This is a genomic window from Pseudoalteromonas sp. NZS37 (assembly GCF_015864265.1).
Taxonomy (GTDB): Bacteria; Pseudomonadota; Gammaproteobacteria; order Enterobacterales; family Alteromonadaceae; genus Pseudoalteromonas; species Pseudoalteromonas arctica.
Map to the genome: position 1 here is coordinate 201,935 of NZ_JADYXL010000004.1, position 25,485 is coordinate 227,419.

Annotated in this window: 18 protein-coding genes; 10 read left to right on the forward strand and 8 right to left on the reverse strand. The window is 38.7% G+C overall.

The genetic code is table 11. From position 1 onward, the window contains the following. Nucleotides 1-8: 8 nt before the first annotated feature. Together I6F47_RS09205 and rapA are read right to left on the reverse strand one after the other, a co-directional pair. Nucleotides 9-782: a YggN family protein gene (locus tag I6F47_RS09205; RefSeq protein WP_007581974.1), complete on the reverse strand. Its 774-nt coding sequence runs from the start codon at nucleotides 780-782 to the stop codon at nucleotides 9-11. 302 nt (nucleotides 783-1,084) lie between these two features. Next, the gene (gene rapA, locus I6F47_RS09210; protein ID WP_166376457.1) at nucleotides 1,085-3,979 is read right to left on the reverse strand and encodes an RNA polymerase-associated protein RapA; all 2,895 of its coding nucleotides are present in this window, start codon (nucleotides 3,977-3,979) and stop codon (nucleotides 1,085-1,087) included. A 305-nt stretch (nucleotides 3,980-4,284) separates the two neighbouring features. On the opposite strand from rapA, the gene I6F47_RS09215 reads away from it, so the two are divergent. The 3 genes from I6F47_RS09215 to I6F47_RS09225 are packed head-to-tail and all read left to right on the forward strand — an operon-like array spanning nucleotide 4,285 to nucleotide 10,426. Further along, nucleotides 4,285-5,682 (forward strand): PhoH family protein, encoded by a 1,398-nt coding sequence (locus I6F47_RS09215; protein ID WP_101216016.1) that lies wholly within the window; start codon nucleotides 4,285-4,287, stop codon nucleotides 5,680-5,682. Between the two features lie 51 nt (nucleotides 5,683-5,733). Then, entirely contained in the window at nucleotides 5,734-9,543 is a 3,810-nt protein-coding gene (locus tag I6F47_RS09220; protein ID WP_197183728.1) for a PAS domain-containing hybrid sensor histidine kinase/response regulator, read from the forward strand. After that, nucleotides 9,527-10,426 carry a diguanylate cyclase gene (locus I6F47_RS09225; protein WP_007581985.1) on the forward strand — a complete coding sequence of 300 codons (900 nt, stop codon included), beginning with the start codon at nucleotides 9,527-9,529 and terminating at the stop codon, nucleotides 10,424-10,426. The genes I6F47_RS09220 and I6F47_RS09225 overlap by 17 nt, the downstream gene beginning before the upstream one ends. 66 nt (nucleotides 10,427-10,492) lie before the next feature. On the opposite strand, the gene I6F47_RS09230 is transcribed toward I6F47_RS09225, so the two are convergent. Next, on the reverse strand, nucleotides 10,493-10,873 hold the full coding sequence (locus I6F47_RS09230; protein WP_024590666.1) for a DUF3192 domain-containing protein: 381 nt from the start codon (nucleotides 10,871-10,873) through the stop codon (nucleotides 10,493-10,495). A gap of 185 nt (nucleotides 10,874-11,058) precedes the next feature. Further along, on the reverse strand, nucleotides 11,059-12,003 hold the full coding sequence (locus I6F47_RS09235) for a D-2-hydroxyacid dehydrogenase (RefSeq protein WP_007586942.1): 945 nt from the start codon (nucleotides 12,001-12,003) through the stop codon (nucleotides 11,059-11,061). 386 nt (nucleotides 12,004-12,389) lie between these two features. Here I6F47_RS09235 and I6F47_RS09240 point away from each other — a divergent pair, with 386 nt between their 5' ends. Both I6F47_RS09240 and I6F47_RS09245 read left to right on the forward strand, forming a co-directional pair. Beyond that, nucleotides 12,390-13,523: a 1-acyl-sn-glycerol-3-phosphate acyltransferase gene (locus tag I6F47_RS09240; RefSeq protein WP_024590668.1), complete on the forward strand. Its 1,134-nt coding sequence runs from the start codon at nucleotides 12,390-12,392 to the stop codon at nucleotides 13,521-13,523. Nucleotides 13,524-13,628: 105 nt separating this feature from the next. After that, nucleotides 13,629-13,874: a DUF1289 domain-containing protein gene (locus I6F47_RS09245; RefSeq protein ID WP_007586940.1), complete on the forward strand. Its 246-nt coding sequence runs from the start codon at nucleotides 13,629-13,631 to the stop codon at nucleotides 13,872-13,874. Here I6F47_RS09245 and I6F47_RS09250 read toward each other — a convergent pair. Then, a complete protein-coding gene (locus tag I6F47_RS09250) occupies nucleotides 13,871-14,569 on the reverse strand; it encodes a transporter substrate-binding domain-containing protein (protein ID WP_024609045.1) in 699 nt (232 codons plus the stop codon). The genes I6F47_RS09245 and I6F47_RS09250 overlap by 4 nt on opposite strands. Nucleotides 14,570-14,687: 118 nt before the next feature. On the opposite strand from I6F47_RS09250, the gene I6F47_RS09255 reads away from it, so the two are divergent. Genes I6F47_RS09255 through I6F47_RS09265 form a run of 3 tightly spaced genes read left to right on the forward strand, consistent with a single transcriptional unit; the run spans nucleotide 14,688 to nucleotide 19,835 of the window. Then, nucleotides 14,688-14,891 carry a DUF3283 family protein gene (locus I6F47_RS09255; protein WP_002962585.1) on the forward strand — a complete coding sequence of 68 codons (204 nt, stop codon included), beginning with the start codon at nucleotides 14,688-14,690 and terminating at the stop codon, nucleotides 14,889-14,891. 14 nt (nucleotides 14,892-14,905) lie between these two features. Next, on the forward strand, nucleotides 14,906-15,307 hold the full coding sequence (locus tag I6F47_RS09260; protein ID WP_024590670.1) for a GNAT family N-acetyltransferase: 402 nt from the start codon (nucleotides 14,906-14,908) through the stop codon (nucleotides 15,305-15,307). Between the two features lie 25 nt (nucleotides 15,308-15,332). Next, complete coding sequence (locus I6F47_RS09265) at nucleotides 15,333-19,835, forward strand: EAL domain-containing protein (protein WP_197183729.1); 4,503 nt, start codon at nucleotides 15,333-15,335, stop codon at nucleotides 19,833-19,835. A 16-nt stretch (nucleotides 19,836-19,851) separates the two neighbouring features. Here the strand turns inward: I6F47_RS09265 and I6F47_RS09270 are convergent, their stop codons facing one another. Together I6F47_RS09270 and I6F47_RS09275 are read right to left on the reverse strand one after the other, a co-directional pair. After that, nucleotides 19,852-20,805 carry an ion transporter gene (locus I6F47_RS09270; RefSeq protein ID WP_024590672.1) on the reverse strand — a complete coding sequence of 318 codons (954 nt, stop codon included), beginning with the start codon at nucleotides 20,803-20,805 and terminating at the stop codon, nucleotides 19,852-19,854. Further along, nucleotides 20,805-23,474: a bifunctional acetate--CoA ligase family protein/GNAT family N-acetyltransferase gene (locus I6F47_RS09275; RefSeq protein WP_007586928.1), complete on the reverse strand. Its 2,670-nt coding sequence runs from the start codon at nucleotides 23,472-23,474 to the stop codon at nucleotides 20,805-20,807. Before I6F47_RS09275 ends, I6F47_RS09270 begins: the two co-directional genes overlap by 1 nt. 114 nt (nucleotides 23,475-23,588) lie before the next feature. Here I6F47_RS09275 and I6F47_RS09280 point away from each other — a divergent pair, with 114 nt between their 5' ends. Together I6F47_RS09280 and I6F47_RS09285 are read left to right on the forward strand one after the other, a co-directional pair. Beyond that, nucleotides 23,589-24,305, forward strand: coding sequence for an SIMPL domain-containing protein (locus I6F47_RS09280; RefSeq protein ID WP_197183730.1), 717 nt, complete (start codon nucleotides 23,589-23,591; stop codon nucleotides 24,303-24,305). 8 nt (nucleotides 24,306-24,313) lie between these two features. Beyond that, nucleotides 24,314-24,757 (forward strand): hypothetical protein, encoded by a 444-nt coding sequence (locus I6F47_RS09285; protein ID WP_197102160.1) that lies wholly within the window; start codon nucleotides 24,314-24,316, stop codon nucleotides 24,755-24,757. Here I6F47_RS09285 and I6F47_RS09290 read toward each other — a convergent pair. Further along, on the reverse strand, nucleotides 24,740-25,408 hold the full coding sequence (locus tag I6F47_RS09290) for a hypothetical protein (RefSeq protein ID WP_197102162.1): 669 nt from the start codon (nucleotides 25,406-25,408) through the stop codon (nucleotides 24,740-24,742). The two genes, I6F47_RS09285 and I6F47_RS09290, sit on opposite strands and share 18 nt — an antisense overlap. Between the last annotated feature and the right edge of the window lie 77 nt (nucleotides 25,409-25,485).

Below are 25,485 nucleotides of genomic sequence, written 5' to 3' on the forward strand. Positions count from 1 at the left end.
TACGTACACTAAGACTTTATTTGCACTAAATCGTAATCGGCCATACCCGGTACTATTGCTTGTAAGCGAGACTCGGTTACATCGAGTGCATTTAAACATTCGCAATACTCAGAAGCTTTAAGCTCTAATTGATGCGCCTTTTTTTGTAGCGACTTATCAATTTCTCTTGAGATAATATCCATGCGTTGCCCCATGTCGTTAATACGATCTTCTATATTACCTTCGCGCGATTTAAACGCATCTCCGAGTGATACCAAAATAGCACCTAACGATCCATGCACTGCAGAGTGAATTTGCTGGCTGATCTCTTTAGTAAAAAAATCATCTATTTGCGAAAGTGATTGAGGGGCTATAAAAAAGAAGTCATCGCCGCGCTTAAACTTATCCATTAGCGCGCGCTCTACATACTTTAGTTGTGTTTTTAGTACTTCAGGCTCTTTATCTGACATACCTTCAACTACGTGTTCAATAGCGCTTAAACCTAAGTTAACACCATCGGTAGCAAGGTTTACTAATTCGGGGACTGTGTGGCGAATACCATTACTAAACTGTTCGAGTACTTTGCTTTCGTCATCGCTTAAATCAACCCAATAACCGCGAATAAATAGTTGGTTATTGTTATTAATTTGTACACGAGTCTGGCCTTTATCTAATATGCGAATCGCATCGTCAGTAATAATTAAACCATGACGTAATTCAACATCGCATTGGGCTTGAGCAAAGACACTGCTGCTTGAGAGCGCTATGGACAACGCCAATATCGAACGAGATAGAAACGCCATAAACACCTCAAAAAGACTAAAATGGAAGGCGAGTAGGTTAACAAAAAAACAACTTTATGCAAGGGAAAATAAACCTATCAACTATCTCAAACAATAGCTGTATAGGGCGTAGCTTGAGTTTTTAGCTACGGTGATGTTAAGAAAAATAGATAGCACAATAAAGGACTTGGTATAAAGCTAAATAGGTAGTGTTAGCTCATATCTAAATAAGAACACGTGGTTTTAAAAATGAAGTTTAAAAAGATGACTCCAAATTTACTCTGGAGTCAGCTTAAAAGGCTAGCGGTTAAAAGCCAAAATCTCTAGTGTGAAACCACTATTAATCGAATTGCATCAAGTTGTAGCTGCGTTTTTTCAATATATGTAGCTAGGTCGCTGCGTTGCTTATCGTAGAAGGTAATTTCTTCTTGGCGAATATTCGGGTTAATCTGCTTAAGGGCTACCAGTCGCTCTTGCTCTTCACTGAGTGACGTTTGCATTTTAACAAGCGACGCTGCACGAATAACTTCAAGTTTTTCTTGTGCCATATCTTTAGCGGTAGTAATCATAGGGTGAACAGCACTTTGCAATGCACCTGCAAGTTTACTTGCTGTTTGGCGGCCAACGGCTGATAACTGCTGATTAAAGCCTTCAAATGCCACATTCTCACCTAAATTATTACCTGCTTTATCTAGCAATATACGAATTGGTGTAGGCGGTAAAAAGCGACCAACTTGTAATACTTTTGGTGCCATTGCTTCTGCAACAAAAATAAGCTCAACAAAAAAGGTGCCAGGCGGTAACTTTTTGTTTTTAAGCAATGCAACCGATGCGCTACCAAAGTCGTCGTCACAAATCATATCCATGGTGCCTTGCACCATTGGGTGATCCCAACTAACAAAGTGCACGTCTTCTTGCGAAAGCGCCGTGTCGCGATCAAAGGTAACGGTCATGCCATCTTCTTTAAGCGATGGGAATGAAGGGTTTAACATATGCTCAGTTGGCTTTAAGATAATGGTATTTTCGCCTTTATCTTCTTGGCTTACGCCAAATGTGTCGAACACGTTGATCATGTAGCTTGGTAATTCAAACTGATTGTCGAGTTTTTCGATTTCAGCTACAAGTGAATCTGCAGCACCTTGACCCGATGAATGTAGCTCTAGTAAACGATCTCGTCCGCTTTCCATTTTTTTACGCAGTACTGCATTTTGCTGTGCTACTTGCTCAAGTAATGGATCGAGTTCGTCTTCATCGCAGTTATGCGCAGAAATATATTCAAGTAGATCATCACGGAACTCTTTATAAAGCATTTGGCCTGTTGACGAGGTAGATTCGAATGCATCTAGACCTTCGTTGTACCAACGTAGCAATACTTCTTGAGCGGTGTTTTCAAAATATGGCACATGAATGTTCACATCTTGCGTTTGACCTATACGGTCTAATCGACCAATACGCTGCTCTAGTAAATCTGGGTTCAATGGTAAATCAAACAACACTAAGTGATGCGAGAACTGGAAGTTACGACCTTCTGAGCCAATTTCTGAACACAATAATATTTGTGCATTATCGTACTCGTCTGCAAAAAATGCAGCAGCGCGGTCACGTTCAATAATAGACATACCTTCGTGGAATACCGATGCTTTAATTGCTTCGCGTTCACGCAGTATTTGCTCAAGACTGATAGCTGTTTCAGCTTTAGCACATATAAGTAGTACTTTTTCGCGCTTAAGCGTTTTAAGTGTTTCGATTAACCAATCTACACGTGGGTCAAATAAACCCCAGCTTGCGCTTTCGCCTTCAAACTCTTGAAATATTTTTTCAGGGAAAAGAGCACGGTGTGCACTTAGTTCAGGGTTTTGAATGCCGCCCATATTGCCTAGTACCGACATAGCCGTTTTATACTGTTTTGGCAGTGCCATAGGGTAGGCGTGTAATTTACGACTTGGGTAGCCATCAATGCCGCTGCGGCTGTTTCTAAATAATATACGACCTGTGCCGTGGCGATCGAGCAGCATGTTAAGTATTTCTTTACGTGCTGGTAAATCACCTTGCTGTGCTTTTTCAAGAATATCAGTAATATCGGTTTCTTTTAATAGCTCAATTAGTGTGGCTTTGGCTGTGTCGTCTAGCCCTTGCTCTTGCAGTAATTGATTTGCAGCTTCAGCAACGTCTTTATAATTTGCTTCTTCTTCTTTAAACACGTCGTAGTCGTAAAAACGGTCAGGATCGAGTAACTGTAAACGTGCAAAGTGGCTGCTGTGACCAAGTTGATCAGGCGTTGCGGTAAGTAAAATAAGGCCAGGAATATCTTGGCTAAGCTCTGCCATACGTTGGTACTCTGAGCTTGGCTTGCCGTTATTTATACTTAGGTGATGGGCTTCATCTATAACTAGTAAGTCCCAATCAGCAAGTGTTGCTTGTTCAAACCAGCGTTTTTTCTTGGTTAAAAACTCAAGACTGGTAAGTACCAATTGCTCTGTATCAAACACGTTTGGTGAATCTGCAAACGCTTCGTCGCAGCGTTCTTCATCAAAAATAGAAAAATGTAAGTTAAAGCGGCGTAGCATTTCTACTAACCATTGGTGCTGTAGATTTTCTGGTACAACAATAAGTACGCGGCTCGCACGACCACTAATAATTTGTTGGTGTAAAATCATGCCCGCTTCAATTGTTTTACCAAGGCCTACTTCATCTGATAAAAGTACGCGTGGTGCAAAACGTTTACCCACTTCTTGGGCAATATAAAGCTGGTGCGGAATAAGATTAGCACGCTGACCAATTAAGCCCTTAATAGGCGATTGTTCACGTTCAAATTTATGTAACCACGTTTGGTAGCGAAGTGTATAGCGATCAAAACGATCGACTTGGCCCGCAAACAAACGATCTTGTGGTTTATTAAACTTAATAAAATGATCTAAAAAGGTTTCTTTAAGTTTGGCAGTTTCGCCGTTATCAACACGGGTGCCGTGATAACACAGTAACTCACCTTGTACTTCAATAGACTCTACTTCTAATTCCCATTCTTCAACGCTTTTGATCACATCGCCAGGATTAAATGCCACACGGGTAACAGGTGCTTCTGCCGAAGAATAAACACGGCTCTCACCACTGGCAGGAAATAATATGCTGACCTGACGGCCTTCAATGGCAACAACGGTGCCTAATCCTAAATCTGACTCTGTATCACTGATCCAACGCTGACCTAAGGAAAAATTCATGTATGTCTCGTCTATGATGAAAAAGGCGGCTATGTTACCTGTAAGCTAACACCACTGCAAGGCGCTATTTGGCTCACTTTTAATTAATTTTGTAAGTGTTAATTATTACTATTAAAACAACTTGTTTATGACTCTTTTTTAGGTAAATCAAAACTAATTACAGTTTGTAATAAAACGGACTTTTATGACAAATAGACTAAACTTACATTATGCCTTGGCAATTAAGTATTGCTGGTTTAAGTTTTGCCCGTTTTACTTAGTTATTTTGGTATAGCATAAAAATCATAAAACGTAAGGAAAGTGCTATGGAAAAAGCTTCGAACCTTGAAAGTAAAATGTATGTGCTAGATACCAACGTACTACTTCACGAACCCCTCGCTTATTTGTCTTTTCAAGAACATGACGTTGTAATTCCGATGACAGTGCTTGAAGAGCTTGACCACATAAAAGACAGAAAACACGACGTAAGCCGCGATGCGCGCGTCGCTATTCGTGGATTAGATGAAGTACTTAAAAATGCAACGCCCGAGCAAATGCTACAAGGCGTGGCGCTGCCGAGTAACAAAAAGGCAAAAGCGAGCTCTGCAGGTACCCTCATTATTGTAAACGACCATTTATTTGCCGACTCCATTTCTGGTTTGCCTGGTAACGAAAACGACCATCGTATTATTAATTGCGCCGTGTATTTACAAAAGCAGCACAGTGATTCAAAAGTTATATTAGTAACAAAAGACATAAACATGCGTTTAAAGGCCAAAGGCGCAGGGCTTAAATATGTTGAGGATTACCGTACCGATCAACTTATTGACGATATAAGCTTACTCACCAGCGGCTACAAAAAAATTGAAGGTGATTTTTGGGACCATGTAGGGGAATGTAATACGCAGCAACACGGACGAGATACGTTTCATCATGTGCCTAAAAACTTAATACCTGATGTATTTTGTAATGAATATTTACTTGATGGAGGGGATCAGTTTGCGGCGCGTGTTAAATCGTACGATGACGAGCACATAACGCTAAAAGATATTGGTGTTGAGCGTTTAATGCATCAACAAGCATGGGGCGTTAAGCCCAAAAATATTTATCAGGGAATGGCGCTTGATGCGCTGCTAGATACAAGTATTGAACTTGTTATTTTAACCGGCCCTGCGGGGTGTGGTAAAACCTTGTTAGCGCTTGCCAGCGCCCTTGAAATGGTCATCGAAAAAGGTATTTACGATAAAGTAATAGTTACCCGTAATACGCCAGAAATAGCAGAGTCCATTGGCTTTTTACCAGGCACCGAAGAGGAAAAAATGGCGCCATGGCTCGCAGCCATTACCGATACGCTGGAGGTATTGCACAAAGGCGACGAAAATCCGATATCAAGCCGAAACTACATTATGGAGAAGGCTAATGTTCAGTTTAAATCGGTTAACTTTATGCGTGGGCGTAGCATTCAAAATGCGGTGGTCATTTTAGATGAGAGCCAAAATTTAACGGCATCTCAACTTAAAACGATTATTACCCGCTGCGGCGAAGGTACTAAATTAATTTGTACGGGTAACTTGGCGCAAATAGATAGTAACTATTTAACGCCAGTAACATCGGGCTTAACGTACATAGTAGAGCGCTTTAAAAACTTTGAAGGCAGCGCAACTATAAACCTCAACGGTGTTGTACGTAGTCGCTTAGCGTCATTTGCAGAAGAAAATTTATAACTTGCGCTTAACAAATTGGCTCGATAGTCTATCGATTGATTTTCGAGCCAAATGGCAGGCAGTACATTGAATTTTTTACCTCTGAAGCATTATTATCGTTCATTATTTATTGCGCTTTTAGTGCCATTGATTGTCGCTTTTTTACTGTGCTTGCACTTATATAATATAAAGCTTGAGCGGGCGGTTGAAAAACGCGAAGCCGATTTTACGAATGTTTCAGCACAGGTTACTCACGGGATGGAGTCGGTGAGCAATCTACTCACCACCATGTTTAGCTTATACGAACAAACGACCTATCCAAAAGTAAACCAAAGCTTACTTGAGGGCATAAATCAATATGATGGTTACTATTACCGTCACTTTAGTGAGCAAGGCACTGAAATTGTAGGTAAGGGGGAGTTTGCGTTATCTACTAAGGCATTAGTACAGTGGCAACAGGCGATTGCATTAGGGCCTTCGTTTAATACAACGCTTGCATTAATGCAGTCGTTGTCTGGTGTAGCATATGTTGATAATAATGGCTTTGCTTATGTAAGCAGGCGTAACAAAAGCCAAAGTTTAATGCTTACTGAAATCCTAAATGGAAAATTTAAGCCAAAATTTGCACCAAACAAACTTACTTCAAGTCCCATTGTTAAAGTGAATGATAAATCGTATTTTGCTATTGGCCGACAACGAAGCACTGGCTCAGCCGATTACATTATTTTGATTTATGATGTTCAGGCAATTTCTGGGTGGTTAAAAAAGGTTTCACCGAACAGTGGTGAATACGTTTTTATGAACCAATCACATCAAGTTATCGCCAGCTCTAAACAGTTAATAGAGCAAGCAACAGCATTAAAAAATTATTGGCCTGATTTGGCCCAGCACCATAGTAAAAAAACAGTCTTAACTAGTGATAGTAATTACTTTATGCAGCCAATGGATGAGTTACCTATTCACGCAGTATTTTACGAGCACAAACCCCAACTAATAAGCCCAATTAAGTATGAAATACTATTAGAGTTTGCATTTTTAACGCTATTTTTAAGTATTATGTTTGGCGTGTTTTTTTGGTTAAGTCAGCGCATTTTTATTAAGCCAATGACTCACTTAATGTCGTACCTAGAGAGTAACGGTACACAGCAAGAAGTGCAGCTCGATTATAAAGTACCGCTGAGCTGGCAGCCTTGGTTTTCTAAAGTGAAGCGTGTATTTACTAAAAACAAACAGTTAGTTGATTCATTACAAAGTGCAAATAAAGCTCTGGACGACCAGGTTCAGTTGCAATCAGAAAAACTAAGCCGCAGTTACGAAGCAAAAGAGCGCCACTTGGCTTTGCTCAACACTATGCTAAACAGTGTGCCAGATCTTATTTATTTTAAAAATATTGATGGATCATTCTTAGGATGCAATAAAGCATTTGAGGCGTACATCGGTAAAGATCAAACTGCATTAGTCGGTAAATATGTAGATGATTTAGGTGATAACGATCAACAAATAAATGCGCTTGAAAAACAAGTATTACAAAATAGAAACAGTGTTGAACAGCGAATAGAAACCGATAAAAAAACGTACCAACTTACTATTGCACCTTTTTATAACGAGCACCAACATCTGTTGGGGACTATGGGTATTGGTCGCGATATTACCGAACAGCAACAAGCATTATTAGCCTTAAAAGCATCAGAATCTAAATTTAGAAGTGCGATTGAATTTGCGGCTAACTGTGTGGTTTTACTCTCGCTTGAGCACACAATATTACAAGTAAATAAAGCGGCAAGAAAGCAGTTTTCTGAACAGCCAGTACTGGTTGGTGAGCAGTTAAAAGCATTGTTTGACGATACTCAATGGCAGCAAATAAAAAGCACTTTAGCGCAATTGCTAGATGACAAAAAACGCGTATACCACTTAACGCTTGCTCAAGGGCGTTTAACAAGTTGGTTGCAACTGAGTGTATCGCTTGTATGGGATGAAAACCGCGACCCAGCTTATTATGTTATTCACATTCAGGATGTGAGCGCATTAACTAAATCAAAACTAGATGCCGAACGAGCAACCCTTGCTAAAAGTCGCTTTATAGCCAATTTAAGTCATGAAATACGCACTCCTCTTAATGCTGTTTTAGGGCTGCTTGATATGCTTATTGAGCAAGGATTAACGCAAAAACAATTACAACAAACGGATCAAGCTAAGCATGCAGCACAAAGCTTGTTGCTAATGCTCAATAGAATGCTTGATTTTGCACGCATAGAAAGTTCGCAAACCGATTTAAAACAAGCATCTTTTAGCATGGTTGAGCTGGTGGATATCTGCGAAAGTTTAACGGCTCCATTGTGCGAAGGAAAAGGTATTGAATTTGTTATTGATATTGACCCGTTAATAGCGACTGATTTGATATGCGACAGTATACGTTTACAGCAAATATTAGGTAACTTATTAACAAATGCTGTTAAGTTTACGAAAACAGGTTCTATCACTTTAAAAATGGAACTTATTGAAAGCGATAGCCTAGAGCAGCAACATATTTGCTTTAAAGTAATTGATACCGGTATGGGCATAGATGAAGCCGATCAGAGGCGTTTATTTGACGCCTTTACGCAAGGTGATGAGTCTTCAACACGTATACATCATGGTGTTGGGTTAGGTTTAGCGATTGTTAAACATGCGGTGTCATTAATGGGAGGGGAGATTGCTTTAAAGAGTAAAAAAGGTCATGGCTGTGAGTTTTACTTCAGCGTTAGTTTTTTGGTTGATACCACTAAAAATACGATGTTACCGACTAATACATTGGCTATTTTATCGGATCAAAGCAAAGAGCTTAAGCAAGTAACAAATGCTTATACAGAGCTTGCTAATATTAATTTAGATGAAGTACTCAAATACCCAATTAAGCTCTCCAATACTCAGCAAATAATAATCGATGCGGCCGATTTACCTGCACTTTTAAATGTTGAAGCAATTAATGATTCGTTATCAGCTAAAGAAACATCGGTAATTATTATTAATCATCAGCACACACTTAATTTACCAACAAGTGAGCATTTAGCTGCGCATCACGTTAAAGCATCGGCATTGGGACAAAGGCTATTTAGCTTGAACTCTCAGCAACAGCCTACAGCTAGTACCAATGCCGTAATATATAATACTGCTGAAACTAAAGTTGATATATCGGGTCTACTTGTATTAGCCATTGATGATAATCAACTTAATTTAGAAATAATTAGCAGTGTATTACGTCAAGCAAACGTAAGTGTTGTTACCGCTTTAAGCGCATCTATCGGCATGGAATTATTGCAAGTTTTAAAGCCTGACTTAATATTGATGGATGTGCAAATGCCGCAAATAGATGGCTGCCAAGCTACGGCATTAATTCGTCAACAGTTTGACGCAAAGCAACTGCCTATTTTTGCTTTAACGGCTCATTGTGAGCCCGCTGATATTGAACGTTCTTTAAAGTGCGGTATGAATAAGCATTTAACTAAACCGGTTGTTGCTAAGGTACTTATTGATGCAATTGCCGATTTAAACTTAGTTAAACCAAGCTTTTTTGAAAAATCATTCGCATTAACGCAGTTTAGTATGGATGAAAAGCTCCTCAATACAATGATTGATAAATTTGCTAATTTATGCGAAACCCAGCTATTGCAAATAGAAGAAACAACCAATAAGGATGATTTGGTACGCTTAGTGCATAGTATAAAAGGTGTAGCAGGTAATTTAGGTTTTAGACGATTGTCTCACTGCGCTTTATTGTGTGAAAGAACACTTAAAACAACTAACAAGCCTGTTGAAATAACACTGAAAGAGCTTATTATGCAGTTAGAACAGGTAATTGTTTTTATAAAAGGGGTAGGGGCTAGGGATGTCGAAAAGAGCTAAAGTACTTATTGTAGATGATGATCCAATCAACAGATTAGTACTTGAAAAAACACTTAAAGTAGAACACGACGTATTCTTAGTTGAAAGTGGTGAAAAAGCACTGACCTTTGTAAAAACTGCGCAAGTTGATTTAATTATCCTTGATGTGATTATGCCAGGAATTGACGGCTATGAAGTGCTTGTGCAACTTAAAGAAAATCCGATAACTCAATCGATCCCCGTTATATTTATATCAGCTAATCGTAGCCATGACGACGAAGCTAAGGGCCTAGAGCTCGGTGCTATGGATTATATCACCAAGCCATTTAGCCCTTCTATTGTGCGTGTTAGGGTTCGTAACCAATTACTTATAAAGCAAAAAAATGATCTGCTAGAGATGCTAGCCTCAATCGACGGCTTAACTGAAATCCCAAATAGACGCTACCTAGACGAAAACTTAGCTCGTGAATGGCGCCGAAGTAAACGCAGTGGAACCCCGCTATCGGTGTTACTTATGGATATAGATCACTTTAAGCGTTACAACGATTGCTACGGACATCGTGCTGGCGATGAGTGTTTAAAGGATGTTGCACAAGCACTCGCAGCTCAATGTGAACGTGGTAGTGACTTTATAGCTCGTTATGGTGGTGAAGAATTTGCAGCTGTATTACCTGGAATGAATAGGCATGAAGCTATGGAGTTTGCTAATAAATTACGCAATGCTGTAAATGCTTTGAATATAGAACATAAAGGCTCATTAAATGCAGACCACATCACTATTAGTATAGGTATTGCCACTACTCAAAGTGGAAAAGTGTACGCTGAGCAAGCGTTATTAGAAGAGGCCGATTTAGGCCTATATGCCGCTAAAGATGCAGGACGAGATAGAATAGTTGCACTCTAAAAGCTTAATATACAAAAACGCCAATATTCATATATTGGCGTTTTTGTATCAAACATTTTTTATTGGTTACTGCGTGATCATACCTAAAGCGGTTTCACCAATGCCCACTAACTTATCATTTTTGAATACAAGTGGCGTACATTCATCTTTCGTGGTTTTAGAATCTGAATGCTTGCTATGAGTTACATAAAAAAGTACTTGATATACATCGTCATCTTTTTTTAATAGCTCTGTGAAATTAGGCGTTTTTAATTGCGTTAAAACAGATTGATAACTGCTATCCATTTTTAGCTCTGATATAGCTTCACGATTATTTTTATGTTGTGCTTGCCAGCTTGATGAGTTTTTCCCTGCCCAATGAGTCTCAGCTTCACCATCTGATACGGCAATAACACAGCCTGTTAAAAATGGAGCGATTAAAGCGGCTGCTAAAAGTGATTTTTTCATTTTTATTTACCTTAATAAGATTTTTAATTGGTTATTAGCTGTATTAAAGCAAAGAGTAGACCATATTTATAAGTTGTTATTAATCAGTTTGTTAAGTGGGTTAAGCTGTTTTTATCTAATAAAATATTAAATGTATTAGTAAAAACAGCCATTTTTTAGCTTATTTGATTACTACAATAAAATCACTACACCAAGCGGTTGCGTGATTCGCCTTTATTAAATGCAGCAATATTTAAACTTACTTCATTAATTAAACGCACAATAGATTCGGTGCTTGCCCATGCTATATGTGGAGTAAGTAAAAGGTTATTACCTTTGTAATTAGCAAGTGGGTTTGAAAGCTCAGCAGGTTCTTTAGTTAGTACATCAACACCGGCTCCAGCAATTAGGTTTTGCTCAAGCGCTGTAGCTAAGTCGGATTCGTTAATAATTCCACCACGTGCTGTATTAATAATTATAGCGCTTGGCTTCATCATTTTAAGCTCATTAAGTGCAATTAAATCACGTGTTTCATCTGTTAGCGGACAGTGTACGCTGATTATATCGGCTGTTTTAATGACGTCTTCAAAAGGCGTACGACCGTCGCGACATTTAACACCTTTGCGCTCTGCAACAATAACATTTGCGCCAAATGCCTCAGCCACTTTAGCAACGCCTTTACCTAGCGTACCACCGCCTATAATGGCAAATGTTTTACCTTGTAAGTCGTTAAAGCTGTAATCGAGTATGCAAAACATTTCACTTTTTTGCCACGCGCCTTGCTGGCAATCCGCCTGATAGCGGTGGGTGTTACCCAGTAAGTTAGTAATTAAAGAAAACGTATGTTGAACAACAGAAGGTGTTGAATAGCCAGCTACATTAGTTACGGCAATACCAAATTCTTTAGCGGCTTCTAGATCAACATTATTAGTACCAGTTGCACTTACACAAATTAATTTAAGCTGTGTAAGTTTGCTAATAGTGTCGCGATTTAAAACGGCTTTATTAGTGATTAATACATCAGCACCTTGGCAATGTTCAATAACTTGCTCTGGGCTAGTAAGTTCATAAGTCGTTAATTTACCAAGTTGTTCAATACCAGTAAGAGACGTTTTAGCTAACGTTGCGTTATCAAGAATAGTAATGTTCATTATGAGCCCTAAAATAAGTGGATCTGAAAGAGTTAAAATCGTAAAAAGATGCCTACGATCCATCAAAAATCTAAAATACGAGCTTAAGGTACTACGAAAGAAAGGCTTTGTTAATGGTATTACTACCAAATGATTAGAGGGCTTTGTATTAGTGGTCTGCCCACTAGCAGATTGAGAACATGGTATTTTGCTAGACTGATCAGATTTTTGCACTTTTAAGCAAGCTCATGGTCATAGAAGGTAATTAAACTCGGCTTTAAAGCAAGTTGCTAAAAATAAAAATCGTTTTTTGGTTATTTCGCATTTTAGATTGGCTGAGTTATAATCGGATATAGACATAAACGGTGCGCTTTGGCGTACCGTTTTTTAACATTGTAGATGTAGTAATGAGTGAATTAGAAGATAAATACGCAGATATACGCCCATACAACGACGACGAAGTTGCGGCGTCGCTTACACGTTTAATTAACGATGATGCGTTTATTGATGTAATAGCAAAGTATAATTTACCGCGCTTTTTATCGGCAGTGCCTTTTATTGCGCGTCCAATGGTAAGAAGTCAGTTACGTAAAAAATGGGGCAAAGTAAGCACCGTTGAAGATGTGCAAAATGAAGTGGCACAATACTTAGATAAACTAGTGAAACGCACCACATCAAAGGTTACCTTTTCTGGGTTAGAACAGTTAGATGCTAACCAGGCCTATTTATTTATTTCAAACCACAGAGACATAGTGCTTGATCCTGCATTAGTTAACTGGGGTTTATACCAACATAAAATGAAAACAGTGCGTATTGCTATTGGCGATAATTTATTGCAAATACCTTACATTACTGAGCTTATGCGTCTAAATAAAAGCTTTATAGTTAAGCGCTCTGCTAAAGCACCAAAAGAGATGTTAAAAGCACTGACTCAATTATCGTCATACATTTACGATTCTGTGGTCGGTGGAAATTCTATTTGGATTGCGCAAAAAGAAGGGCGTGCAAAAGACGGTTTTGATCAAACTGATCCTGCGCTTTTAAAGATGCTGCAATTAAATGGGCGTAAACAAAAGAAAGAGTTTGGCGATTATATTAAAGAGTTAAAAATAGTGCCTGTTTCTATTTCTTATCAATATGAGCCGTGTGCAATTGCTAAAGCCAAAGAGCTTTACCACAAGCAACATCATGGTGAGTACGTTAAATCGGCTGGTGAAGATATTGCGAGCATTGTTGAAGGCTTTAGTACTGCTAAAGGGCACGTGCATTTAGCATTTGGGCAACCAATTGAATCTAAATGTGATAGTGCTGAAGAGCTTGCTAAAACAATTGATAGGCAAATTGTTGATTCGTTTTATTTACACCCAGGCAATTACATCGCTGGTGGTTGTAAAGATGCGGTAATAGACTCTCCTGATACAGCGACATTTGAACAACGTTTAGCTTGTGTACCTGAAGAGTTAAAACCATTAGTGCTAGCTATGTACGCTAAGCCATTTCACCGTAAAACAGAGATAAATACTAATAGCTGTGAACATTAATACTCACAGCTCAATGAAATTAAGCAGCAATTAAATTGCTGCTTTTTTTTTGCTCAAAAATAACGCTATACTAATACCTCCTCTTCAACTGGGCGGTACTTATGCATGCAACAAATTGAAATATTTGATATTCCAAGTCCTTGCAAGAGTATTTGCTTAGTTAATAACAGAGGGTATTGCAAAGGGTGTTATCGTAGTCGGGATGAACGCTTTTCGTGGAATACCTTAACTAACGACCAAAAAAAGAAGGTGCTTAGTTTGTGCCAGCAGCGCTACAAACGTTATCTTCAAAAAAAGCAGCAAAATGCAGTGCCAAGCACACAGGCGCAGCAGCAAGGGTTCGACTTTTAAAAGCTTAATCCATACTTGGCTCTTAGTGCGTACACAGTGCCATTGTTAGTTAAGTTAATTAATGACATTTTAAGCTTTTCTACCAAGTTTACATTACGCTTATTTAAATAATGATAAAGCGGATAAGTATTCAGCACTTCTTTTACAAAGCAACCTTGAGGTGAAGGTAGCTCATTGTTTTGCATTATAAAATTAATCATTAAAGCTCCCTGTACTTTTTTCTGAGCAAGCAAATTAAGTTGGGTATTCATGCTTTTAACTTTAATAATATTCCCTGCAAACTGTGTGCTTGCTAAATAATGCTCTTGGACAGGGTAGCCATCAACAATTGCGACGCTATCGAGCTGTTCTAAACTGCTAGGTAAACAGTTTTTATATAATACTAAGTCAAACTTAAAGAGCTCATAATCGACCCTAATTAAGTTTTCGTAATTTTCTTCAACGCTTGCATCTCTTCCTAACTGCCCATCAAGTACGCCATTATTTGCAGCTAGCAAAGCATTTTGGTGGCTAAAATCGATTATATGTATTTTAAAACCGATATCTGCGTATGCTAACTTTAATAACTCTAAGGCATAATCAGCTTGTGGTGTACTTTGCGGACGATTAAAAGTGAGGTTGTATTGATGACTAAAACAAGAGGCACTAAAAAATAAATTTACCAATAATAACAAGATACTAAAATGTCTATTCATTATCAGTTCCAATTACTACAGAAATAAATAAAATAAGACGCGTATAATAACAAGGAGATTACCTCTTGCCCAGTTTCGGGGTTAATCAAATAATTTTAAAAGCGGATGAGGAAGTATTGTGAGTTTTAATTTATGCCTATTGCCACGTGAAGAAAAATACCAAATTCAGTTAGATTATGAAGCGTCTTTTTGGGCGTATCAAATTAAGCGAAATAAAAAAACGAGAGAGCAAGTTTATAATACAATCCATAGCCGTCCAATGGCTGAACAAATGGTTTTGAAGCAAAAGTTTGAGCAATATTTAGCGCTAATGCTTAGCTAAGTGTTGATATAAAAATGTATATAGTTAAGTTGCTGGATGGGCTAAAAGTTCCACTCGTTAATAAATTTTATAAAAAACATAATGTAAGAGGGCGGGCTAATAAACAAGATAAGGTATGGGTTACTTACTATAATAATGAAATAGTTGCAGCATGTAGGCTGCAAGATAAAACAGAGTTCTTATTTTTATCTACCATGTTTGTTGTGCTGGAACATCGCGGTAAAGGTGTTGCTAAACAGCTATTATCAACACTCTTAAAGTCGCAAGATAAGATGATTAATACCTTCGCATATAAAAACGTAGTTGATTTATATTGTGCTATTGGTTTTAACCAGGTGTTAACATATACTCTTGCTTTACAAGTACTTTTTGATACTTACAAACATCGAAATATAGTCGCTCTAGAGTACCCATAATAATAAATAATAATATGGAATAAGCATGAGTAAATGCGTTAATGGGATCATTAGTTGCTTTGTAGTTTTAATAACTATCCTAAGTTGCCAAGTAGGCGCACAAGTAAAACGTTTATCTCCAAGCGAAGGCTTATCGCAAAGCTACGTTAATACAATGCTTATCGACACTAATGGTTACCTTTGGCTTTCTACTGAGGCTGGGCTTAATCGTTATGATGGCTATCAAGTTATTCCAATAAACGGCCCTAATGGTGAATTAGAAGAAGCGATCATTGATCGTATTTACCAAGACCCTCAAGGGCACATTTGGATAGCCTCTTTACTTGCAGGCCTATTTAGATACGACCCCGTAACAGATTCATATCAGCAATTTCTAGAAAAACCTACCAGTGAAGAAGAAATTATCAATCAGTCTGTTTTTAGTATGGTGGCCGTTGATAAAAAAACACTTTGGATTGGCCGAGGCCGCGACTTTGCAAAGCTTGATATAGCAACCGGAAAAATCACAACTATTTTTGAGCTTCCGGCTAAATATAAAAACACCCTTGTGAGAAAGCTCTTTGCCTACAATGGTTATATATTTATAGGTACAAGCCATGGCGCATATGTATTTGATATTGCAACAGAGCAAGTTAGGCCCCTACAGCACTTAAAAGGTGAAGCTGAGCATATTTACCAAAATAATGTTAAGTCGTTCGCATTAGGTGAAAATAAACAGTTGTTAGTAGGGGCGGTCCAAGGTTTATACGAAGTTGATATTAGTAACTTATCAAAAATGTTTGAACGCCCCGATTTACCTTTTGAAAGTAAGGTATTACTAAGTGACCTAAATGTTTGGAGCATAGTAAACGAACACGGAAAAATAGATTTAGCTACCGATAAAGGCTTGTTTAAATTTGATTTAAACACCGGGGAGATGATTAAAAATACTCGAATAGCCCAAAGTAAGTACACACTTGCCGATACCAGTATTATTGATATGGCTAAAGATAAATCGGGTGGTACATGGGTTGCGACTAAGACTGATGGTGCGTTTTATTTATCTCATGACAGCTATCATTTTAATAATGTCGATGGCACTTTGCTCGGGGGGGATGGTTTATCGCATCACTCTATCTGGGGGATTACCGAATATAAAGACAAGCTTTGGCTTGCAACGCATAACGGTATTACCGAGGTTGATTTAAAAACAAATATTGGTAAAGCTTATTTAAAAGATTACAAAGTCGACTTACTCACCACTGAGTTTACCGTATATGAAATAACGCCTTATAAAAATAATTTATGGCTTTATACAAATCGTGGTTTGTTTATTTTTGACCCTGTAACGCATCAAGTTAGCGAACCTAAAGTACATAACCCTGCTAATCAGGAGTTAATTACCGGTAGGGTACATGGCGTTACATTAATGCCAAATGGCGATCTATACTTTGTGCACTCAGATCATGGGGTATTTATATACAATATAGATTCTCAAGTAATAACGCGTTTGGGTGGTCAGTTTGATCAATTTGAACCCTTTTTAGCCCATGGCTTTTTACCTGCGCTGAGCAATAAACCAGATTCACCATTATTTTTTAATGCCGGTATTTTATACCAAGTAAACCCAAGTGATTTAGCACTTAAAATGATTTATAAAGTGCCAAAACAGCATGAAAACGTAGCCATTAGTGTGCTTTCTTACTTAATTGATAACAACAATATATTGTGGATATCACTTTCTAATTTCGGCTTAATAGGCCTTGACGCATCTACTTATCAATTAGTCCATACAATCGATTTAGAGAGGAATAAATTAGGCACTCTGCTATACGATATGGTGCTAGATGATGATGGCATGATCTGGATGAGTAGCCATAAAGGCATTTGGCGATTAAACCCAGAAACACTTCATTTTCAGCAATTTTCTACATCAGAAGGGCTACTCTCTGCTGAGTTCAATAGCAACGCCATGGCACAGCTTAAAGATGGCCATATTGCGTATGGTAGCTTAAAAGGTTTTACTTATTTTCATCCAATGGAAAACCAAAACTATCAGTCGCTTATTGATCACGTAAATATTACGCGAGTTGATTTAATGTCACGAGATTTATCGCTTGATTTAAAACAACCGCTCAACGAGGTTGTGTTAAACCATGATGATATAGGGCTTGAAGTTGCATTTTCGGCCATGGCATTTAGTAATCAAGAACGCATCATTTATGAGTATCAACTCGATAACGGACAAAAAAGTTATACCCGAAATAACAACCGTGTATTGTTTCCAAAATTGAATCCAGGTAATTATCAATTAAAAGTTTGGGCTAAAGACCCCCTGACTGGCGAATATACCTCGCCTGCTATTTTAAAAATAAAAGTAAAGTATCCACTTTGGCGTGCACCTTATTTTATGGTGCTTTATGGCATGCTGTTTATTGGCTTTGTTGCTATGTGGGTTATGCGCCGTAATAAAATTCAGCGTATTTTATTGGCAGCAAATAAAGAAAGTAAAGAAAGCGAAGCGCGTTTAAAGCTAGCGCTTGAAGGCAGCGAATCGGGTGTTTGGGATTGGGAATCAAGCAATCCAAGTATTTACCAACCTCGCTTAGCGAGTGAGTTAGGTTACGAAAATGAAACCGTGAGCCTTGATGAATATTTATCTAAAATTCATCCGCAAGACAAACAGCTATTTCGCTTAGAGTGGCTTGAGTTTTTATCTACCGATAAAGGTTACTTTAATTGCACCTACCGCCTGCGCCATGCAAAAGGCTATTGGCGCTGGTATAAGGATTTTGGAAAAGTCGTTGAGTGGGATGATAAAACGCCACAAAAAGTAGCGGGTACCTACACAAATATGACCCGTGAGATGGTGTTTGAAGAACACGCTTTACTATTTACGGCAGCATTTGAGCAAACACGTGATTGGGTGTTTATCCTCGATAAAAATTTAAATATTCGGGCTTCTAATAAATCACTGCAAACCGCCTTTAATTTCTCTGCTGAGTCGTTATCTAGTCGAGCATTAAATTTAGGTATATCGCGCAGCAATCGTTTTGATTATTTACGCATAATGCAAAAGCTATCCATTGGAGAGCACTTTTCGTGTGAAGACAGTGTAGTTTTAGCAAGTGGTGAGCCACGCCATGTACTTGTGAAAATAAGTGCAGTGGCCGATAACGAACAGCGCCTTAATAGCTATGTCATTATTTTAACCGATATAAATGCACAAAAATCAGCCGAAAATGAGCTGCACTTATTGGCCAACTACGATGCCTTAACAGGGTTGCCAAATCGTACATTATTTAATGACCGCGTTGAACACGCCCTTGAGCAAGCAAAATTGCACGAATGTAAAGTTGCTTTATTACATATAAATATTAAGCGTTTTAAATACTTTAATGACTCTTTGGGGCATGCAGTTGCTGATGAGCTAATTAAAGAGGTTGCTGAGCGTTTAAAATGCTCCTTGCGTCCATCGGATAGTGTTGCTCGATTTGGTGGCGATGAATTTGTAGTACTGGTGGAAGATATTCAGCAAATCGAACAAGTACTCATTATATGCACTAAGTTGATGGATTGTGTGAATCAAAATATTACGATTAATGGCCAAGTTGTAAACGTTAATTTAAGTATTGGTGTGTCTATATCACCAGATGATGCACAGCAAGGCTCTGCGCTTTTAAAAGCTGCGAGCATAGCGTTATATCATGCAAAAGACTCTTTAGAGGGGCGTTATCAGTTTTATAAGCAAGAGATGAATCAGCATGTTCAAAGAGCGCTGCATCTTGAGTCTCAGCTAACTAAAGCGTATCAAGAAGAAGAATTTTGTAATTACTACCAGCCTATTATTAACGCTGAAAGTCAAAAAACAGAAGGCTTTGAAGTACTGCTGCGTTGGCCTGAAAATAAGCTTGTGCAAACTCAAGAGTTTTCGGTGGCAGCAGAAGGTATAGGCCTAATTACAAAAATTATGCTGCAGACTTTTGCGCGCGCTTTATTAGAGCTAAAAGAGTGGCGAAAAGCCTCACCTAGCCTGTATTTATCTATTAATTTATCGGCTCTTGATTTTGAGTTTAAAGACCTTGTTCCTGAAATTAAAAAAGCGTTAAGTAATTCAGGAGTGTCGTCTGAGGCAATTGTTTTTGAAATAACCGAATCAATATTAATGCGTGATTTAAAAGAAGCGCTACACAGCATGGAACAACTTAAAAAGTTGGGCTGTAGATTGTATATGGATGATTTTGGTACGGGTTACGCATCGCTTACTTATTTAAAGCGTTTTCCTATTGATGTATTAAAAATAGATAGAAGCTTTGTACAAGACATAGGCATAGATTCTGACGATGAAGCTATTATTCAATCAATACTCGCGCTTGCTGATAGTTTAGGTAAAGAATGTGTAGCTGAAGGCGTAGAAAGCTCGCACCAACTCGCCTTTTTAAAGGCGCGAGGATGCATGCATTTCCAAGGGTACTTATTTAGTAAACCGGTACCTAATACCGAAGTACTCCCGCTTATTAATCGCAATTGGAGTGACATATTTAATTAATAATAGCAGTACTTATTTAAGGCCTTTTACCGCAGTGCCTGCAAAACAAATGGCTATTATGCTCATTCAACTGCGTTTTAATGGCCTTATTAGCTTCTAGTTTACTCAAGCCTAATTTATAGCGTAGTTCTTCTAGGTGTTCTTGTTGAGTATCATTAAGAGTGCCATCTTGAATTTGTTCATGTACGGCATCTTCAAAAAATTGGCGGCGTTTACGTATTTGTTCTGAAAAACTAGACGCCAGTAAACCGGTAGGTATCGCAACCATTCCCATGCTCAGTAGTGTTATAACACCGCCGAAAAACTTACCCAATGGCGTTATAGGTACTACATCGCCATAACCAACGGTTGTTAATGTTGCCATTGCCCACCACATAGCCGCAGGAATAGAGCCAAATTTATCGGGTTGTATGTCGTGCTCAATTAAGTAAATTCCGCATGAAGCTAAAATAAGCACGACGGCCATAATAAAAAAAGCAGCCATTAATGAACTACCTTCATCGTTAAAGGCTTTTAAAAGTAGCTGCATGGCGCGTGAGTAGCGAGTGAGTTTAAATACCCTTAATAGTCGGAGCACGCGTAAAAAACGTAAATCGAGAGGAAATAAAAACATCATTAAGCTTGGTAAAATCGCAATTAAATCAACAATTGCCAAAGGGGAGAAAAAATAGCTAAGCCGACGTTTGGTATGAGACCCTTCCATTGCTGCATATTGTGTTTTATCTACGCAAGCCCAAAGTCTGGCTAAGTACTCAATAGCAAAAATAGCGACCGAGACAATTTCTAAAACTAAGAATTCGTTGTAATACTGCTCTGCCACACTTGGAATTGATTCAATAACAATGGCTACAACGTTAATCATTATTAAGCTAATGAGTGCAATATCAAGAATATGTCCTGCTCGATGGTACTGGCCTGTGCCTTCAAACAGGCAAGCCATTTTTTGTCTTAAAGTGTGTGGTTCATTCATTATTTAAGTTTAAGTACCATATTAATACTGCCTTCTTCAAAGTCGCGACTAATTTTAAAGCCTAACTTACGGGCAAGCTCAATCATCCCCGTATTCTCTGGTAAAGTTATGCCTTCAATCGACTCAACACCTTGGCGTTTACAGTGGTTAATTGCAGCACTCATTAGTATGCGACCAAGCCCTAAGCCTTGGCAATCTGAGCGTACTACAATGGCAAACTCAGCATGCAGGTTATCGGGGTCCATAATGACGCGAGATACACCTAATGTACGTGTTTTACCTTCAAAGCGCTGGCAAACAATAAACGCCATTTCACGGTCGTAATCAATTTGCGTCATTTTAGCGAGTTGATCGTGGTTAAATTGTGGTAGTTCGCCAAAAAAGCGTTTATATCTGTCTTCTTTATTAAGTGACTCGTCAAATGCTTTATGAGCTTGTTCATCTTCTGGCTTTATTGGCCTGAGCGTAGCCTGGGTGTTGTTTTTAAGTGTTACCACTTCAACAAGTTCAATAGGGTAGGGACGAATAGATAAGCGCTTACGATTGCTCTGAGTTTGATAGCGGCTAAGTGTCATGGTGGCATCGAGCACTAAAAACTGTCCATTACTGGCAAGAATAGGATTAAGTTCCATTGAGCTTATGTCAGGTTGATCAATAACTAACTGAGAAATACGCGTTAGCAGTGCACACAAACGATACTTATCAACTTTTTCGGGTAATATGCGCTCCTTTAGTACGCCTTTATCGTGCGCTGCCGCAATTAAATACTTTGCTAAGTTCATATTTAGTGGAGGCAGAGCAACGGCGGCTTGCGCATATTCAAGGCCGGTTCCTGCTTCACCTAATAATATAACAGGACCAAAATTAGGCTCGGTTTTAATTGCAATTCGCAGCTCATTTGCGCCTGCTCGCGGCGCCATTTTTTGTAATGAAAACCCTTCAATAACAGCATCCGGATAAGTGTTTTTAATACGGATAAGCATTGCAAAAGCGGTTTGTTCAACCTCGTTGGCGTCGTTTAAGTTAAGCACCACACCACCTACTTCAGACTTTGAAGCAATACTTGGGCTAATAAGTTTTAACGCGACCGGAAAACCAAGTTCTATGGCTTGCTCTCTGGCTTCTGTTGGGGTGTAAGCCACCTCAGTTTGAATGCATGTAATACCATAGTGATTTAATACTTGGCTTGCCTGATGGGTAGGTAAGTAGCTTTGTCCGTCATCTAAAAACTCATTAATAAGCGCTTTAGCTGCTACTTTATTTATTTTTGCGTCATCAGTATTCGACTCAGGTGTTTGCGTTAAATGCTTTTGGTTACGGCGATACGTTACCAAGTGCATAAACGCGCCAACAGCACCCTCTGGTGTTCTATAAGTTGGTATTGCGTTGTTTGAGCACACTTTTCTGGCGGCGTAAGATGCGTCTTCACCCATAAAATTAGTTATAACGTAAGGGCGTGCCATTTTGGGTAATGTTTGTAAGGTTTCTACAATAATGTTGGCGTAGTCTTCGCTGGGCGCAAGCGCTGAGGGAGTATGGATAATCAGTAAGTTTTTAACTTCTTTTGCGTGCAGTAAAATTTCTAATGCTTGCTTATAACGCGCAGGTGCTGAGTCGCCAAAAATATCCACAGGGTTTGAGGTGGTTTCTGATTGCGGAATAACTTTATTTAGCGCATTTCGGGTTTCAATGCTTAGTTCTGCTAATTTACCGGAGCTTTGAATTAGCTCATCAACGGCCATAACACCCGGGCCGCCACCATTAGTTAAAATTGTCAGTTGCTCTACTTTTAATAATTTTGGATGCATGGCGAGTGTTTGTGTCGCTGCAAATAGCTCTCGTAAATCATTTACGCGCAGCATACCCGCTCGTTGAAATAACGCATCGTAAACAGCATCAGAGCTTTGCTTTCCACCGGTGTGAATTTCGGCTGCAAGTGCGCCTGCACTTGTTTTACCTGTTTTAATTGCAATTACAGGTTTACTAAAGGCCGCGGCTCTTGCTGCTGATATAAAGCCACGAATATCTTCAATGTTATCAATGTAGAGTAAAATAGCTTTGGTTTTAGCATCACGACCTAAAAAGTCGAGTAGTTCATTAAAGTTTATATCAAGGCAATCACCTACCGATACAAAATATGAAAAGCCAATTTCTTTGTTTTTAGCCCAATCTAAAATGGTTGAGCATACAGCTGCTGATTGCGATACAAATGCAATTTTACCTGGGCTCGCCACGGTATGTGAAAAGCTCGCATTTAAACCAATATGAGGGATCAGCAAGCCCAAACAATTGGGTCCAAGCAAAGTAACCTGTTTGGCTTGAGCGCATGCTTTAAGTGCGCTTTTTTGCTCTCCAGAAAGCCCATCTGCAATAACAATAGCCGTTTTACAGCCAAGCTCTCCAAGCTGCTCAATAATATCAATTAAGGTATTTTTGTTAGTACAAATAACAGCAAGGTCGGGTACTTTTGGTAAGTCAGCAATAGAGGGGTAAGCAAGTACGCCATGTACTGCGCTATGGCTTGGAGTAACGGGCATTATCGGCCCTTTAAAACCGCCTTGAAGTAAGTTGCGCATAACCACAAAACCAGCACGAGTTGATATATTAGAGGCACCAATAACGGCCACTGAGCTTGGGTTAAAAAACTGGGTAATGCGCTTAAGGCTCATGGTTTTTCCTAGGCTGATTAAATTTTGCGTTATTTATAGTCTCAATGTACCCTGTTTACTGTGTTATTTCGAGCGTCTAGATGCTTATTATTGATATCAATCAAGGAGATTATTGTGAATAAAACCCCCGGTTTTTACATTGTTATAGCGGCTATTTGTTTAAGTATAGGCTTAATTAGCTTAGGGTTTATTTTAAAGAGCACAGCTCTCAGTGTAAAAGAGATGGAACGTACTGTGCAGGTTAAGGGATTGGCCGAGCGAGAAGTTATAGCCGATACGGTAATTTGGCCTCTGCAATTTAGTGATGCCGACAATAATCTTGAAAAATTAGTCAGCCGAGTTGAGAAAAAAAATGATGCTGTAACTGCTTTTTTAAAACTGCATGGTTTTGACGACGATGAAATAACAATAGGCAGCCAGTCAGTTATTGATAAGCAAGCACGTGAATACAGTAATGAAAATCAGCAATTTAGATACATAGTGCGCTCAAATATTATTGTTTATTCTGATGCGCCAGATAAAGTGCAAAACGCGCTGAGCAAAGTGAGCCAACTTGCTAAACAAGATATCGCAATAGTGCAGGACAGCTACGAAACAAAAGTTGAATATATTTTTACTGGCCTCAATGATGTAAAACCTGCGATGGTGCAAGAAGCAACTGAAAAAGCGCGTGAAGTCGCTAATAAATTTGCTAAAGACTCTAATTCAAAATTAGGCAAAATAAAAACAGCTTGCCAAGGGCAATTTAGTATCAGTAATCGAGATTCAAACACACCGCAAATAAAAAATATAAGAGTGGTAACCAGTGTTGAATATTATTTAAATGACTAGGAAATAATATGTCAGAGTCTAAATATGGTCAGTTTGTACTGGCGCCCCGTTCGTATTTTTTTACTGCTATAGCGAGCGTGGTGTTTGCGTTTATTGGCTTTAGTTATAATGCATGGCGAATGGAGGCAAGTGAAGAGAACAATAATACACGCATTGCTAGCTTTCAAATATTACAAGAACTAGCCGAGCTTGAGCTTATTGTATTTGCGGCACATTACGATAATAACAAAATAGATGGCAGCCCTAGAAAAGGCTGGGTTAAAGTTAACTTAATTCATGACTTAAGCTACTTAGCCGTTGATAAAGTACATTTAAAAACAAAAGACTTACAAAAGGTCTGGCAAACAAATTGGCCAAATATGATTGATCAGCAAAGTGCTGCGCAATCTATTACACATGCCATAGACAGTGTGCGTACAGAAGTTGTGAGTGAATTAAAGCGCCTTGATTAAGTGAGTAACTTGCGCCGTTGAGCGTTGCAAGTAAGCGGCGCTAAGTAAAATTGTGGTCTCGTTAACTTTTTGCCCTTTTAGTACGTTGGCAAGCTGCTGTTTTACGTTAGGGTTTTGTTTTTGCTCTATTTCCATTAATGCTAACAAAGCTGAAAATTCATGCTTTACCGGTGTGCTCGGTTTATTTGCATAGGCAATGTAGCAGGCAGCTGGTGTTAATCCGTGAGAGTTGGGCTGCGCGAGTGCTTTAACTAAGTCATCATTTGATTCAAACAACATTAAAGAGCGTACATAGTTAAATGGCAGCTTTGTAGCATCGGCATGCTTAAACACATTGTGCAGTACGTTATTTCCTTGAGTATCTTGTACTAAAAAGCCTTTATTTACTCTCAGCGCTGGGGTGAAAAAGCTCAATGCGTCAATATTAGTGAGTTGATTAATAAATAGAGAAGGTGCTGTATTAGTACTTAATATACGGATTGCTATGTTTTGCATAAAGTCATACTTAACACTCAACCGTTGGGCGCTGTCATATAAATGGTTAAGCTGCAAAGTTTGCTGAGCAGGGCTTAACTGCCTAAAGTCGTTATCGAGCTCATTTAACTGCTGCTTTGAAATACGCGCATTAAGTAGTTGTATGCTTAAATCCATTATTATTTCCAAAATCTTTTTTACTACTATAAAACAAAAAAGGTCGCAAATGCGACCTTTTCATATTTAAAGCAATT